The sequence below is a fragment of the Pseudomonas sp. Tof1 genome, from assembly GCF_055390395.1.
In genome coordinates this window covers 4,650,094-4,665,749 of the sequence record NZ_AP024344.1, presented here as the reverse complement: position 1 = coordinate 4,665,749, position 15,656 = coordinate 4,650,094, and the positions used below count along the sequence as shown (strand labels likewise).

The following is a 15,656-nucleotide window of genomic DNA, read 5'->3' as shown; positions in this document are numbered from 1 at the left end:
CTTGTGGTCTTGCCGGAGAGCTTACACCAGTGCCGCGATCGCCGCGTTCAGGGTGGCGCTCGGGCGCATGGCCTGGCTGATCAGCTCGGCGCTGGCGTGGTAGTAACCGCCGATGTCGACTGGCTTGCCCTGTACGGCGTTGAGCTCGGCAACGATTTTTGCCTCGTTCTCGCTCAGGGTTTTCGCCAGAGGCGCGAACTGGGCCTGCAGGGCAGCGTCCTCGGTCTGGGCGGCCAGGGCCTGAGCCCAGTACAGCGCCAGGTAGAAGTGGCTGCCGCGGTTGTCGATGTTGCCGACTTTACGCGATGGCGACTTGTTGTTGTCGAGGAACTGGCCGGTGGCCTGGTCCAGGGTCTTGGACAGCACCAGCGCTTTCGGGTTGTTGTAGTTCACGCCCAGGTGCTCCAGGGAAGCGGCCAGGGCCAGGAACTCACCCAAGGAGTCCCAGCGCAGGAAGTTTTCTTCCAGCAGTTGCTGCACGTGCTTCGGCGCCGAACCGCCGGCGCCGGTTTCGAACAGGCCGCCGCCATTCATCAGCGGGACGATCGACAGCATCTTGGCGCTGGTGCCCAGCTCCATGATCGGGAACAGGTCGGTCAGGTAGTCACGCAGCACGTTGCCGGTCACCGAGATGGTGTCCTTGCCGGCGCGGGTGCGGGCCAGGGTGGCCTTCATCGCGTCGACCGGCGACATGATCTGGATGTCCAGGCCAGTGGTGTCGTGGTCTTTCAGGTAGGCCTGGACCTTCTCGATCACCACGCCGTCGTGGGCACGCAGCGGGTCGAGCCAGAAGATCGCCGGGGTGCTGCTGGCGCGGGCACGGTTGACGGCCAGTTTGACCCAGTCCTGGATCGGCGCGTCCTTGGTCTGGCACATGCGGAAGATGTCGCCGGCTTCGACGTTCTGTTCCAGCAGGGTGCGACCGGTGCTGTCGGTCACGCGGACCACGCCGTTGGCCTTGATCTGGAAGGTCTTGTCGTGGGAGCCGTATTCTTCGGCTTTCTTCGCCATCAGGCCGACGTTCGGCACGCTGCCCATGGTGGTCGGGTCGAAGGCGCCGTTGGCCTTGCAGTCCTCGATCACCGCCTGGTAGATGGTGGCGTAGCAGCGATCCGGGATCACGGCCTTGGTGTCGTGCAACTGGCCGTCGGTGCCCCACATCTTGCCGGAGTCACGGATCATGGCTGGCATCGAGGCGTCGACGATGACGTCGCTCGGCACGTGCAGGTTGGTGATGCCCTTGTCGGAGTTGACCATGGCCAGGGCTGGGCGAACGGCGTAGACCGCCTGGATGTCCGCTTCGATCTGGGCCTGCTGCTCGGCTGGCAGGGTCTTGATACGGGCGTACAGGTCGCCGATACCGTTGTTCAGGTTGAAGCCGATCTGCTCCAGGACTTCGGCGTTCTTGGCCAGGGCGTCCTTGTAGTACTCGGCCACGATCTGGCCGAACATGATCGGGTCGGAGACCTTCATCATGGTCGCCTTCAGGTGAACCGACAGCAGCACGCCTTCGTTCTTGGCGGCTTCGATTTCAGCGGCGATGAAGCTGCGCAGGGCGTTCTTGCTCATCACGGCGCAGTCGAGGATCTCGCCGGCCTGGACGCTGGTCTTCTCTTTCAGGACGCTGGTGCTGCCGTCCTGGGCGATCAGCTCGATCTTGACGCTGCCTGCGGCTTCGATCAGTGCAGCCTTCTCGCTGCCGTAGAAGTCACCGCTGTTCATGTGGGCAACGTGGGACTTGGAGTCGGCAGCCCAGGCGCCCATCTTGTGCGGGTGCTTGCGGGCGTAGTTCTTGACCGACAGCGGTGCGCGGCGGTCGGAGTTGCCTTCGCGCAGAACCGGGTTCACGGCGCTGCCCTTGACCTTGTCGTAACGGGCGCGAGCGTCTTTCTCGGCATCGTTGGTCACGGTTTCCGGGTAGTCCGGAACGTTGAAGCCCTGGGCCTGCAATTCCTTGATCGCGGCCTGCAGCTGCGGTACCGAGGCGCTGATGTTCGGCAGCTTGATGATGTTGGCTTCAGGGGTGATGGCCAGTTCGCCGAGTTCGGCGAGGTGGTCCGGCACTGCTTTGGCACCCAGCTGCTCGGGGAAGCTGGCGAGAATGCGTCCGGCCAGGGAGATGTCGCGGGTTTCCACGGCGATATCAGCCGAAGCGGTGAAGGCCTCTACGATAGGCAACAGTGAATAGGTGGCGAGGGCGGGAGCTTCGTCGGTAAAGGTGTAGATGATCTTCGAGCGGGTGGGCATATTCGGATTAACTCTCTTCTTTGCTAAAGCATGCGCAGAAACTAACTCGAGGTGCGCCGGATAAGCGCGTTCGTTCAAAGTCGTCCATGAGTCGAAAATCGAAGTTTCTTCGCGGTGATGTTGGGTGCATCAGTCGAGCGTCAAGCGGTCGGGCTGCGGTAACAGCCCGGCTCTGGGCGGCAGTTCCTGGCTACATTTCCTGTAACAGAGGCGTCGGCCATCGTGACCCTGTGGTCAGCGGCGCGAGTATACATAGGTTGCTGGCAAAACGCCGAGCGTTCATGCCCAACTCTTTTCGTCCATTGGTCTAAAGGTCGCACCCGCAGTTGCCCCGCCGATGAGCGTCTGGTGCTGGAGATTGGCGCTTTTCCCTTTGATTTCAAGCTTGTACGCCGCGAACTTGCCGCTTTTCAGGGGAAATGGGTGGGGGCGAGGTTTCCGTCTACATTTAACTGGGGTACGCTCGAACGCAGCCAGATGTTCAATCCATAGATGGAGTACAACATGGGATACAAGAAGATTCAGGTTCCAGCCGTCGGTGACAAAATCACCGTCAACGCAGACCACTCTCTCAATGTTCCTGATCACCCGATCATCCCTTTCATCGAAGGTGACGGTATTGGCGTCGACATCAGCCCGGTGATGATCAAGGTCGTCGATGCGGCTGTCGAAAAGGCTTACGGCGGCAAGCGCAAGATCTCATGGATGGAAGTCTATGCCGGCGAAAAGGCCACCCAGGTCTATGACCAGGACACCTGGCTGCCCCAGGAAACCCTGGACGCGGTCAAGGACTATGTGGTTTCCATCAAGGGTCCGCTGACCACGCCGGTGGGTGGCGGTATCCGTTCGCTCAACGTGGCCCTGCGCCAGCAACTCGACCTGTATGTCTGCCTGCGCCCGGTGCGCTGGTTCGAGGGCGTGCCGAGCCCGGTGAAAAAGCCCGGCGATGTCGACATGACGATCTTCCGCGAGAACTCCGAGGACATCTATGCCGGGATCGAGTGGAAGGCCGGTTCGCCGGAAGCGAACAAGGTCATCAAGTTCCTCAAGGAAGAAATGGGCGTGACCAAGATCCGTTTCGACCAGGACTGCGGTATCGGCGTCAAGCCGGTGTCGAAGGAAGGCACCAAGCGCCTGGCGCGCAAGGCCCTGCAATATGTGGTCGACAACGATCGCAAGTCGCTGACCATCGTCCACAAGGGCAACATCATGAAGTTCACCGAAGGTGCCTTCAAGGAATGGGCCTATGAGGTGGCGGCCGAGGAGTTCGGCGCGACCCTGCTCGACGGTGGCCCGTGGATGCAGTTCAAGAACCCCAAGACCGGGCGCAACGTGGTGGTCAAGGATGCCATCGCCGATGCCATGCTCCAGCAGATCCTGCTGCGTCCGGCCGAATATGACGTGATCGCGACCCTCAACCTGAACGGTGACTACCTGTCCGACGCCCTGGCGGCCGAGGTGGGCGGTATCGGCATTGCGCCGGGCGCCAACCTGTCCGACACCGTGGCCATGTTCGAGGCCACCCATGGTACCGCGCCGAAGTATGCCGGCAAGGACCAGGTCAACCCCGGCTCGCTGATCCTCTCCGCGGAAATGATGCTGCGTCACCTGGGCTGGACCGAGGCTGCCGACCTGATCATCAAGGGTACCAATGGCGCCATCGGGGCCAAGACCGTGACCTATGACTTCGAGCGTCTGATGGAGGGGGCCAAGCTCGTTTCGTCGTCCGGTTTCGGTGACGCGCTGATCGCGCACATGTAAGACGGATTGGCGATAAAAAAAGCCCGGTTCAAATCCTTGAATCGGGCTTTTTTTATAGCTGGATGTTTCTGTGAGATGACTCAGGCGCTGACGTTGTTCGCCTTGCTCTTGGAAACCAATGCTTTGTCATCGGTTGGGGTCACTACGGCAGCGCTCTGTATGTTGACCGCATGCAGACCTTTGGGGCCCTGGATGATCTCAAAGCTTACGGCCTGGCCAGCCTTGAGGGTTTTGTAGCCGTCCATCTGGATGGCTGAATAGTGGGCAAACAAGTCTTCATCCTTGCCTTCTTCCAGGACGAAACCATAGCCCTTGGCGTTGTTGAACCACTTGACCTTACCGCTCGGCATGCTCATATCCCTCTGCAAACGACCCCATCACTGGAGTATCATCCAGTTCATCCTTCACTGCGTGAACCAGAAAAATGGTTGACGATATGGACCTTTATTACCCAATCTGGTCTCTATTGGTTGTAACACCGATTTGCCGATAGTCAAGGTGACCATTCGGTCAGTCTTGAAATGGGCCGGATTGTCCCCATCACTGTATTTGCTCAACTGACGAACCTTTCTTTCCATGCATGCAATCAGCCAGATTCGACTAACATTCAATCAGGATCGCCCGGATTTCCACGACGACGGCTCGGGCGTTGCCATGCAGGAGGCGAAACCTGCGTTGCAGGCGCCACCGATGTACAAGGTGGTGTTGTTCAATGATGACTACACACCGATGGATTTCGTCGTCGAAGTGCTCGAGGTGTTTTTTAACTTGAATCGCGAGCTGGCCACCAAGGTCATGCTGGCGGTTCACACGGAAGGACGGGCAGTATGTGGAGTGTTTACCCGCGACATCGCCGAGACAAAGGCCATGCAGGTCAACCAGTACGCCAGGGAAAGCCAGCATCCGCTACTCTGTGAAATCGAGAAGGACGGTTAACGCCGACCAGTTGGGTATGAGGTGAACTATGTTAAACCGCGAGCTCGAAGTCACCCTCAATCTTGCCTTCAAGGAGGCTCGTTCGAAGCGTCATGAATTCATGACGGTCGAGCACCTTTTGCTGGCCCTTTTGGATAACGAGGCAGCCGCTACCGTCCTACGGGCCTGCGGTGCGAACCTCGACAAACTCAAGCACGACCTGCAGGAGTTCATCGACTCCACCACGCCGTTGATCCCCGTGCATGACGAAGATCGCGAGACCCAGCCGACCCTGGGTTTCCAGCGTGTCCTGCAGCGGGCCGTGTTCCATGTGCAGAGCTCCGGTAAGCGTGAGGTGACGGGTGCCAACGTGCTCGTCGCTATCTTCAGCGAGCAGGAAAGCCAGGCGGTGTTCCTGCTCAAGCAGCAAAGCGTTGCGCGTATCGATGTCGTCAACTACATCGCCCATGGCATCTCCAAGGTGCCAGGGCATGGCGATCACTCCGAAAGCGAGCAGGATATGCAGGACGAAGAGGGCGGTGAGTCTTCATCTTCAGGCAACCCACTGGATGCGTATGCCAGCAACCTCAACGAGCTGGCGCGCCAGGGGCGTATCGATCCACTGGTCGGGCGCGAGCACGAGGTCGAGCGCGTGGCGCAGATCCTCGCCCGGCGGCGCAAGAACAACCCGTTGCTGGTCGGTGAGGCGGGCGTCGGCAAGACCGCGATCGCCGAAGGCCTGGCCAAGCGCATCGTCGACAACCAGGTGCCCGACCTGCTGGCGAGCAGTGTGGTCTACTCCCTCGACCTGGGCGCCCTGCTGGCCGGTACCAAGTACCGCGGCGACTTCGAGAAGCGCTTCAAGGCGCTGCTCGGCGAGCTGAAAAAGCGTCCGCAGGCGATCCTGTTCATCGACGAAATCCACACCATCATCGGTGCCGGTGCCGCTTCCGGCGGCGTCATGGATGCCTCGAACCTGCTCAAGCCGCTGCTGTCCTCGGGTGATATCCGTTGCATCGGCTCGACCACCTTCCAGGAATTCCGCGGCATCTTCGAGAAGGACCGTGCGCTGGCACGGCGTTTCCAGAAGGTCGATGTGACCGAGCCCTCGGTCGAGGACACCATCGGTATCCTGCGCGGCCTGAAAGGGCGTTTCGAGCAGCACCACAATATCGAATACAGCGAAGAGGCGCTGCGTGCGGCGGCCGAGCTGGCATCGCGCTACATCAATGACCGGCATATGCCGGACAAGGCCATCGACGTCATCGACGAGGCGGGCGCCTTCCAGCGTCTGCAGCCGGCGGACAAGCGCGTCAAGCGCATCGATGTGCCGCAGGTCGAGGATATCGTCGCGAAAATCGCGCGGATTCCGCCGAAGCACGTCACCAGTTCCGACAAGGAACTGCTGCGCAACCTCGAGCGCGACCTCAAGCTCACCGTGTTCGGCCAGGATGCGGCCATCGACTCGCTGTCGACCGCCATCAAGCTGTCCCGTGCCGGGCTGAAGTCGCCGGACAAGCCGGTCGGTTCGTTCCTGTTCGCCGGCCCTACCGGCGTCGGCAAGACCGAGGCGGCACGGCAGCTGGCCAAGGCGATGGGCATCGAGCTGGTGCGTTTCGACATGTCCGAGTACATGGAGCGTCATACCGTGTCGCGCCTGATCGGTGCGCCTCCGGGTTATGTCGGTTTCGACCAGGGTGGCCTGCTGACCGAGGCCATCACCAAGCAGCCGCATTGCGTGCTGCTGCTCGACGAGATCGAGAAGGCTCACCCGGAAGTCTTCAACCTGCTGCTGCAGGTCATGGACCACGGTACCCTGACCGATAACAACGGGCGCAAGGCCGACTTCCGCAACGTGATCCTGATCATGACCACCAACGCCGGTGCCGAAACCGCGGCCCGGGCGTCGATCGGCTTCACTCACCAGGATCATTCGTCCGATGCCATGGAAGTGATCAAGAAGAGCTTCACGCCGGAGTTCCGCAACCGTCTGGACACCATCATCCAGTTTGGTCGCCTCAGCCACGAGGTCATCAAGAGCGTGGTGGACAAGTTCCTTACCGAACTGCAGGCGCAGCTGGAAGACAAGCGCGTACAGCTGGAAGTCACCGATGCGGCCCGCAGCTGGCTGGCCGAGGGCGGTTACGATTCGGCCATGGGGGCACGTCCGATGGCGCGCCTGATCCAGGACAAGATCAAGCGTCCGTTGGCCGAGGAGATCCTGTTTGGCGAGTTGTCCGAGCATGGCGGTGTGGTGCACATCGACATCAAGGATGGCGAGCTGACCTTCGACTTCGAGACCACCGCTGAAATGGCTTGATGCAAGGCTGTCATGCAAAAACGCCCGGCTTAGCCGGGCGTTTTTGTTTGTATCGGGTGTTGCTTGCGCCGGCCTTTTCGCGGGCAAGCCCGGCTCCTACGGTTCATCGTCGTGCCCGCGCTCGCGTACGACACATTCCTGTAGGAGCCGGGCTTGCCCGCGAAGACGTCAGTGGCATCGACATTGCCTTCAAAGGCTGGCCACTATCCCAACCCGCGCAAACAAAAACGCCCGGCAATGCCGGGCGTCTTGTATCGACCTGATTAACGAGCGCGGTAGGTGATGCGCCCTTTGCTCAAGTCGTAGGGCGTCAGCTCGACGCGCACTTTGTCACCGGTAAGAATACGAATGTAGTTCTTGCGCATCTTGCCGGAGATATGCGCGGTTACGACGTGCCCATTTTCCAATTCCACGCGAAACATGGTGTTTGGCAGGGTGTCGACGACAGTGCCTTCCATTTCGAAGCTGTCTTCTTTCGACATGCAGTAAAGCCCTCGGTGTCCAGTGAATGGCCCGGTGCAACTGCGCCAGGCAAAAGCGGCGTGCATTGTGCCCGAAAAAGCACCTGCACGCCAAGAGGTTAGTGCTTTCGAGCGAAAATAACCGGCCGATTCCAGCGGGCTTTACCACTGGAATGGAAGGGGCTTTGGCGGGGATGTACTCAGTTGAGTGTGACCCAGCGCTGATTGATCAGCAGTTCGATTGGCCGGTACTGGGTCTTGTAGTTCATCTTCTTGCAGTTCTTGATCCAGTACCCGAGATAGACCGCATCCAGGCCCAGGCGCAGGGTTTCGCCGATCTGCCAGAGAATGGCGTAGCGCCCCAGGCTGCGACGTTCTTCCTCCGGTTCGTAGAAAGTGTACACCGCCGACAGGCCGTTGGGCAGCAGGTCGGTCACCGCCACGCCGACCAGCCGCCCCTGCAGGCGAAACTCGTAGAACCGGGAGAAGGGCAGGTCGCGCACCAGGAAGGTCGAGAACTGGTCCCGGCTGGGCGGGTACATGTCGCCATCGGCATGGCGTTGCTCGATGTAGCGGCGGTACAGGTCGAAGTACTCTTCGCTGAACTGCGGCTTGGCGGCACGTACTTCCAGGTCCATGTTGCGCTTGAGAATGCGTTTCTGCTGGCGGTTGGGCAGGAACTGCGCCGCAGGAATGCGTGCCGGTACGCAGGCGTTGCAGTTCTGGCAGTGGGGCCGGTAGAGGTGGTCGCCGCTACGACGGAAACCCATTTCCGACAGGTCTGCGTAGACATGCACGTCCATGGGCTGGCTAGGATCGAGGAACAGCGTAGTCGCCTGCTCCTCGGGCAGATAGCTGCAAGAGTGGGGTTGAGTGGCATAAAACTTCAAACGCGCCAGCTCGGTCATGATCAACCCTCGGGATTAAGCTTTGAATTGCATTGAATCAAGTGTAAGCCAGCCTGGGAAAACACGCCTAGGCGCTGTATGAAGGTTACTTGATTGTCGTGTGATTTTCCGGTTTGCCGGCTCTACAGCGGCGCTTGCCAGGACGCGCTGTTGGGTTGGTCGAGGTGTTCCTGCAGATAACGGGCGAATTCGCTACGTGCAATCGCCCGGGCGCCGAAGCTGTGCAGATGGTGGGTCGGCATCTGGCAGTCGATCAGCACGAAACCCGCCTCCTTGAGGTGGCTGACCAGGGTGGCGAAGCCGACTTTGGAGGCATTGTCGGCACGGCTGAACATGGACTCGCCGAAAAACAGCTGGCCCATCGCCAGGCCATAGAGGCCGCCGACCAGCTCACCCTGGTCCCAGACCTCGACCGAATGGGCAAACCCGCGTTCGTGCAGTTGCAGGTAGGCGTTCTGCATCGCTTCGGTGATCCAGGTGCCGTCGGCGTAGGCGCGGGGTGCCGCGCAGGCGCGGATGACTGCGGCGAAGTCGCGATCGAAGGTGACCTGGTAGCGCCGCTGGCGCAACAGCTTGGCCAGGCTGCGGGAAACGTGCAGTTCGTCAGGAAACAGCACGGTGCGCGGGTCCGGCGACCACCAGAGGATCGGCTGGCCTTCGGAAAACCAAGGGAAGCAGCCATGGCGGTAGGCCTGGACCAGCCGTTCGGCGGACAGATCGCCGCCGGCTGCCAGCAGGCCATTGGGTTCGCGCATGGCCTTGGCCAGCGGTGGGAAGTTCAGGTTGTCGCGTTGTAACCAGGTCAGCATGGCGTTCTTGGCTTGAAAAGGAAGAGGGGAGGGCGGGTAAACACACTGTTGCAGGCATCGCAGTCCTTGTGGGAACAGGGCTTGCCCGCGAAAGCGCCCTCAAGATTGCCTAAGGCTTCGCGGGCAAGCCACGCTCCTGCAAGGATCGCGGTGCCTTTCGGTGTCAGTTGTCGTCCAGGTACTTCTCGGCATCCAGCGCCGCCATGCAGCCTGCGCCCGCCGAGGTGATGGCCTGGCGATAGACGTGGTCGGCCACATCGCCGGCAGCGAACACGCCGGGGATCTGCGTTGCCGTGGCATTGCCCTCGCTGCCGCCCTGCACCAGCAGGTAGCCATCGCGCATCGGCAATTGCCCTTGGAACAGATCGGTGTTGGGCTTGTGGCCGATGGCGATGAACACGCCGGCCAGCGGCAACTCCCGGGTTTCGCCGGTGTTGCTGTCGCGCAGGCGGGCGCCGGTGACGCCGCTGGCATCGCCGAGCACTTCGTCCAGATGCTGGTTCCAATGCAGGCGGATATTGCCGTTGGCAGCCTTTTCGAAGAGCTTGTCCTGGAGAATCTTCTCCGCGCGCAGTTTGTCGCGACGGTGCACCAGGTGTACCTCCCTGGCGATATTGGCCAGGTACAGGGCTTCCTCGACCGCCGTATTGCCGCCGCCGACCACCGCAACCACCTGGTTGCGATAGAAAAAGCCATCGCAGGTGGCACAGGCCGAAACACCCTTGCCGGCAAACGCCTCTTCGGAGGGCAGGCCCAGGTACTGGGCGGAGGCGCCGGTGGCGATGATCAGTGCATCGCAACTGTAGGTACCGTTGTCACCCTTGAGAATGAACGGCCGCTGTTGCAACTCCGCGGTATGAATGTGGTCGTAGACAATCTGGGTGTCGAAGCGCTCGGCGTGTTTCTGCATGCGTTCCATCAGGACCGGCCCGGTCAGGCCCTCGACATCGCCTGGCCAGTTGTCGACTTCGGTGGTGGTGGTCAACTGACCGCCGGCTTGCAGGCCGGTGATGACGACAGGCTTGAGGTTGGCACGGGCGGCATACACGGCGGCGCTGTAACCGGCGGGCCCGGAGCCGAGAATGATCAGGCGCGAATGCTTGGCTTCGTTCATAAAAACACCTCATAAGCCTTTGTCACAAAAGAGAATGCATGCTCAAATTGAGCGGCATGAACAGCGCTGTTGGCTATGCTACACCCAGGAGGCAGCGGCGTGGCATCGGGCGCGCAAACCCGTACAATGTTCATCATGTAAGGATGATAGTTTCCGGAGTGGCAAATACCGATAATAAGGGGCTGATATTTAAAATAGCCGCGGTTTTGCCGGATAACTGTTACTGGCCCCGAGTGGGCAGTATTTTGTCGTCAATCAACAGCTGGGCGCGCCTCGGGCGCAGGAAAAGACGCGTTTTGAAGAAATCCACCGCAACACCGCCTAAAGCAGTGGTGCCACTCTGGCGCCAGCAACTGCATTATCGCCTCAAGGAAGGCGCGCTGATTGCCATCGGCGCCTTGTGCCTGTTCCTGATGATGGCCTTGCTGACTTACGGCAAGGACGATCCGGGCTGGAGTCATAACAGCAAGATCGATGACGTGCAGAACTTCGGCGGCCCTGCCGGCTCCTACAGCGCCGATATCCTGTTCATGGTGCTGGGTTACTTCGCCTACGTATTTCCATTGTTGTTGGCGATCAAGACCTACCAGATCTTTCGCCAGCGTCACGAACCCTGGCAGTGGAGTGGCTGGCTGTTCTCCTGGCGCCTGATCGGCCTGGTATTCCTGGTGCTGTCGGGCGCGGCCCTGGCGCATATCCATTTCCATTCGCCGACCGGCCTGCCAGCCGGTGCCGGCGGTGCCCTGGGCGAGAGCCTGGGTGACCTGGCGCGCAATGCCCTGAATATCCAGGGCAGCACCTTGTTGTTCATCGCCCTGTTCCTGTTCGGCCTCACGGTGTTTACCGACCTGTCGTGGTTCAAGGTGATGGATGTCACCGGCAAGATCACCCTCGACCTGTTCGAGCTGTTCCAGGGGGCATTGAACCGCTGGTGGGCGGCCCGTACCGAGCGCAAGCAACTGGTGGCGCAACTGCGTGAGGTGGACGACCGCGTCCACGAAGTGGTGGCTCCGGCCGTTCCCGACAAGCGCGAGCAGGCTAAGGCCAAGGAACGCCTGATCGAGCGCGAACAGGCGCTGAGCAAGCACATGTCCGAACGCGAGAAGCAGATCCCGCCGGTGATCATGCCGGCACCGGCCAAGCCGCCACAGCCGAGCAAGCGGGTGGAAAAGGAGAAGCAGGCGCCGCTGTTCGTCGACAGCGCAGTCGAAGGCACCCTGCCGCCGATCTCGATTCTCGACGAGGCGGCGAAAAAGCAGCTCAACCATTCTCCCGAATCCCTGGCTGCCGTCGGCCACCTGCTGGAAATCAAGCTCAAGGAGTTCGGCGTCGAAGTGTCGGTGGACTCGATCCATCCGGGCCCGGTCATTACCCGTTACGAAATCCAGCCGGCGGCCGGGGTGAAGGTCAGCCGTATCGCCAACCTGGCCAAGGACCTGGCGCGCTCGCTGGCGGTGACCAGCGTGCGGGTGGTGGAAGTCATCCCCGGCAAGACCACGGTGGGTATCGAGATTCCCAACGAGGACCGGCAGATCGTGCGTTTCCGCGAGGTGCTGTCGACCCCGGAATACGACGACGCCAAGTCGCCGGTCACCCTGGCCCTGGGCCACGACATCGGCGGCAAGCCGGTGATCACTGACCTGGCGAAGATGCCGCACCTGCTGGTGGCCGGTACCACCGGTTCCGGTAAGTCGGTAGGGGTCAACGCGATGATCCTGTCGATCCTGTTCAAGTCCGGCCCGGAAGACGCCAAGCTGATCATGATCGACCCGAAGATGCTCGAACTGTCGATCTACGAAGGCATTCCGCACCTGCTGTGCCCGGTGGTCACCGACATGAAGGACGCCGCCAACGCCCTGCGCTGGAGCGTCGCCGAGATGGAACGGCGCTACAAGCTGATGGCGAAGATGGGCGTGCGCAACCTGTCGGGCTTCAACGCCAAGATCAAGGAAGCCCAGGAACGCGGCGAACCGATTCCGGACCCGCTGTACAACCGCGAAAGCATCCACGACGAAGCGCCGCTGCTGACCAAGTTGCCGACCATCGTGGTGGTGGTCGACGAATTCGCCGACATGATGATGATCGTCGGCAAGAAGGTCGAGGAACTGATTGCCCGTATCGCCCAGAAGGCGCGGGCGGCCGGCATCCACCTGATCCTGGCGACCCAGCGGCCGTCGGTGGACGTGATCACCGGCCTGATCAAGGCCAACATCCCGACCCGCATGGCGTTCCAGGTGTCCAGCAAGATCGACTCGCGGACCATCATCGACCAGGGCGGTGCCGAGCAGTTGCTGGGCCATGGTGACATGCTCTACATGCCGCCGGGTACCAGCCTGCCGATCCGTGTTCACGGCGCCTTCGTTTCCGACGATGAAGTGCACCGCGTGGTGGAGGCGTGGAAACTGCGTGGCGCCCCGGAGTACAACGACGACATCCTCAACGGCGTCGAAGAGGCCGGCAGCGGCTTCGAGGGCGGCGGTGGCGGTGGCGGCGAAGAGGATGCCGAAACCGACGCGCTCTATGACGAAGCGGTACAGTTCGTCCTGGAAAGCCGCCGGGCTTCGATTTCCGCAGTGCAGCGCAAGCTGAAGATCGGTTACAACCGGGCCGCCCGGATGATCGAGGCCATGGAGATGGCCGGCGTGGTGACGGCCATGAATACCAACGGTTCGCGCGAAGTGATTGCGCCCGGGCCGATGCGCGACTGATTCCGTGCCGCATGCGATCATGCGGCATATCCTTCAAACGAATTCCATGAGGACTCCCATGCGTGTCATTCGCATGCTGTTGTTGCCGGTTCTGGCGTTGACCACCTTGTCGGCCCATGCCGACCAGAAGGATGTGGCGCGCCTGACGCAGTTGCTCGAAAAATCCCAGACCCTCACCGCGCGTTTCTCGCAACTGACCCTGGATGGCAGCGGAACCCAGTTGCAGGAAACCGCTGGCGAGATGTCCCTCAAGCGCCCGGGGCTGTTCTACTGGCACACCGATGCGCCGCAGGAGCAGACCATGATCTCCGATGGCCAGAAGGTCACCCTGTGGGACCCGGACCTGGAGCAGGTGACCATCAAGAAGCTCGACCTGCGCCTGACCCAGACCCCGGCGCTGCTGCTGTCCGGTGACGTGTCGAAGATCAGCGAGAGCTTCGATATCACTGCCAAGGAAGCCGGTGGCGTGATCGACTTCGTGCTCAAGCCGAAAACCAAGGACACCCTGTTCGACAGCCTGCGCCTGTCGTTCCGCAACGGCCTGGTCAACGACATGCAACTGATCGACAGCGTCGGCCAGCGCACCAATCTGCTGTTCACTGGGGTCAAGGCCAACGAGCCGATCGATGCGGCCCGCTTCAAGTTCGACATCCCCAAGGGTGCTGACGTCATCCAGGAATAAGAGGTTTCAAACGCAGCCCATGGATCTGTTCAGCCGTGCCCCGATCGCCCAGCCACTGGCCGCCCGTCTGCGGGCGACCAACCTGGATGAGTACGTCGGCCAGGAGCACCTGCTGGCCCGGGGCAAGCCGTTGCGCGAAGCCCTGGAGCAGGGCGCACTGCATTCAATGATCTTCTGGGGCCCGCCCGGGGTCGGCAAGACCACCCTGGCGCGGCTGCTGGCGGAAGTCTCGGACGCGCACTTCGAAACCGTGTCGGCGGTGCTCGCCGGGGTCAAGGAGATCCGGCAGGCGGTGGAAGTCGCCAAGCAGCAGGCCGGGCAATACGGTCGGCGCACGATCCTGTTCGTCGACGAAGTCCATCGCTTCAACAAGTCCCAGCAGGATGCGTTCCTGCCCTATGTCGAGGACGGCACGCTGATCTTTATCGGCGCCACTACCGAGAACCCCTCATTCGAATTGAACAACGCCCTGCTGTCTCGGGCGCGGGTCTATGTGCTCAAGAGCCTCGACGAGGCGGCCCTGCGCAAGCTGGTGCGGCGTGCCCTCACTGAAGAGCGCGGCCTGGGCAAGCGCCGGTTGAGCCTGGGCGACGAGGGTTTCCAGATGCTGCTGGCGGCGGCGGATGGGGATGGACGGCGTCTGCTCAACCTGCTGGAGAACGCCTCGGACCTGGCCGAAGACGGTGGCGAGATCGGCGTCGACCTGCTGCAGAGCCTGCTGGGCGATACCCGTCGGCGTTTCGACAAGGGCGGCGAAGCCTTCTACGACCAGATTTCCGCGCTGCACAAGTCGATTCGCGGTTCCAACCCGGATGCCGCGCTGTACTGGTTCGCGCGCATGCTCGACGGCGGCTGCGATCCGCTGTACCTGGCGCGGCGGGTGGTGCGCATGGCCAGCGAGGACATCGGCAACGCCGACCCCCGGGCCCTGAGCCTGTGCCTGGCGGCCTGGGACGTGCAGGAGCGCCTCGGCAGCCCCGAGGGCGAGCTGGCGGTGGCCCAGGCCATCACCTACCTGGCCTGCGCGCCGAAGAGCAACGCGGTGTACATGGGCTTCAAGGCCGCCATGGTCAGTGCGGCCGAACATGGCTCATTGGAAGTTCCGCTGCACCTGCGCAACGCCCCGACCAAGCTGATGAAGCAGTTGGGCTATGGCGAGGAGTATCGCTATGCCCACGACGAGCCCGACGCCTACGCCGCCGGCGAGGACTATTTCCCCGAGGAACTGCAGCCGCAGGCCTTCTACCAGCCGGTTCCGCGCGGGCTGGAGCTTAAGATCGGCGAGAAGCTCAACCACCTCGCCGCGCTGGATCGGCAGAGCCCGAGACAACGGAGAAAACCGTGATCCGCACCGTAATCGCGGTGTCCGTCGCCGGCATCATCGGCACCCTGGTACGTTTTGCCGCAGGCAATCTGATCAATGCCAATTGGCCCAGGCACTTCTATACCGCGACGTTGGCCGTTAATATCGTGGGCTGCCTGGTGATTGGCGTGCTCTACGGCCTGTTTTTGCTGCGCCCCGAGGTCCCGGTGGAAATCCGCGCCGGCCTGATCGTGGGATTCGTTGGCGGCCTGACCACCTTTTCATCCTTTTCACTGGATACGATTCGCCTGCTGGAAAGCGGGCAGGGGCTTGTGGCCCTGGGCTATGCGGCCCTGAGCGTATTCGGCGGGCTGCTCGCAACCTGGGCTGGCCTGTCCTTGACCAAACTCTGAATAACGAGAAACCGA

The 15,656-nt window shown here is 61.5% G+C and carries 13 protein-coding genes; 7 read left to right on the top strand and 6 right to left on the bottom strand.

All coding sequences use genetic code 11. The features are described from left to right. Positions 1-21 precede the first annotated feature (21 nt). Positions 22-2,247 (bottom strand): NADP-dependent isocitrate dehydrogenase, encoded by a 2,226-nt coding sequence (locus ACZ5KU_RS20880; RefSeq protein WP_054057237.1) that lies wholly within the window; start codon positions 2,245-2,247, stop codon positions 22-24. A 504-nt stretch (positions 2,248-2,751) separates the two neighbouring features. On the opposite strand from ACZ5KU_RS20880, the gene icd reads away from it, so the two are divergent. Then, positions 2,752-4,008, top strand: coding sequence for an NADP-dependent isocitrate dehydrogenase (gene icd, locus ACZ5KU_RS20875; RefSeq protein ID WP_054062806.1), 1,257 nt, complete (start codon positions 2,752-2,754; stop codon positions 4,006-4,008). Between the two features lie 80 nt (positions 4,009-4,088). On the opposite strand, the gene cspD is transcribed toward icd, so the two are convergent. Continuing rightward, positions 4,089-4,358, bottom strand: coding sequence for a cold shock domain-containing protein CspD (cspD, locus tag ACZ5KU_RS20870; protein WP_054057257.1), 270 nt, complete (start codon positions 4,356-4,358; stop codon positions 4,089-4,091). A 226-nt stretch (positions 4,359-4,584) separates the two neighbouring features. On the opposite strand from cspD, the gene clpS reads away from it, so the two are divergent. Then, entirely contained in the window at positions 4,585-4,944 is a 360-nt protein-coding gene (gene clpS / locus ACZ5KU_RS20865; protein ID WP_017903651.1) for an ATP-dependent Clp protease adapter ClpS, read from the top strand. 28 nt (positions 4,945-4,972) lie between these two features. Then, positions 4,973-7,243, top strand: a complete 2,271-nt coding sequence (clpA, locus tag ACZ5KU_RS20860; protein ID WP_017903652.1) for an ATP-dependent Clp protease ATP-binding subunit ClpA — start codon at positions 4,973-4,975, stop codon at positions 7,241-7,243. A gap of 263 nt (positions 7,244-7,506) precedes the next feature. Here the strand turns inward: clpA and infA are convergent, their stop codons facing one another. From infA to trxB, 4 genes are all read right to left on the bottom strand, one after another. After that, positions 7,507-7,725: a translation initiation factor IF-1 gene (infA, locus tag ACZ5KU_RS20855; RefSeq protein ID WP_002553999.1), complete on the bottom strand. Its 219-nt coding sequence runs from the start codon at positions 7,723-7,725 to the stop codon at positions 7,507-7,509. Positions 7,726-7,904: 179 nt separating this feature from the next. Beyond that, on the bottom strand, positions 7,905-8,612 hold the full coding sequence (locus ACZ5KU_RS20850; protein ID WP_054057258.1) for an arginyltransferase: 708 nt from the start codon (positions 8,610-8,612) through the stop codon (positions 7,905-7,907). A 122-nt stretch (positions 8,613-8,734) separates the two neighbouring features. Then, positions 8,735-9,421: a leucyl/phenylalanyl-tRNA--protein transferase gene (gene aat, locus ACZ5KU_RS20845; RefSeq protein ID WP_054057239.1), complete on the bottom strand. Its 687-nt coding sequence runs from the start codon at positions 9,419-9,421 to the stop codon at positions 8,735-8,737. A gap of 163 nt (positions 9,422-9,584) precedes the next feature. Beyond that, positions 9,585-10,535 (bottom strand): thioredoxin-disulfide reductase, encoded by a 951-nt coding sequence (trxB, locus tag ACZ5KU_RS20840; RefSeq protein ID WP_464736172.1) that lies wholly within the window; start codon positions 10,533-10,535, stop codon positions 9,585-9,587. A gap of 296 nt (positions 10,536-10,831) precedes the next feature. Between trxB and ACZ5KU_RS20835 the strand changes: the two genes are divergently transcribed. Genes ACZ5KU_RS20835 through crcB form a run of 4 tightly spaced genes read left to right on the top strand, consistent with a single transcriptional unit; the run spans position 10,832 to position 15,641 of the window. After that, the gene (locus ACZ5KU_RS20835) at positions 10,832-13,243 is read left to right on the top strand and encodes a DNA translocase FtsK (RefSeq protein WP_054057241.1); all 2,412 of its coding nucleotides are present in this window, start codon (positions 10,832-10,834) and stop codon (positions 13,241-13,243) included. Positions 13,244-13,301: 58 nt separating this feature from the next. After that, positions 13,302-13,925: an outer membrane lipoprotein periplasmic chaperone LolA gene (gene lolA / locus ACZ5KU_RS20830; protein WP_017903657.1), complete on the top strand. Its 624-nt coding sequence runs from the start codon at positions 13,302-13,304 to the stop codon at positions 13,923-13,925. Between the two features lie 19 nt (positions 13,926-13,944). Continuing rightward, positions 13,945-15,270 (top strand): replication-associated recombination protein A, encoded by a 1,326-nt coding sequence (locus ACZ5KU_RS20825; protein ID WP_054057242.1) that lies wholly within the window; start codon positions 13,945-13,947, stop codon positions 15,268-15,270. Then, positions 15,267-15,641: a fluoride efflux transporter CrcB gene (crcB, locus tag ACZ5KU_RS20820; protein ID WP_054057243.1), complete on the top strand. Its 375-nt coding sequence runs from the start codon at positions 15,267-15,269 to the stop codon at positions 15,639-15,641. Before ACZ5KU_RS20825 ends, crcB begins: the two co-directional genes overlap by 4 nt. Positions 15,642-15,656: the final 15 nt, after the last annotated feature.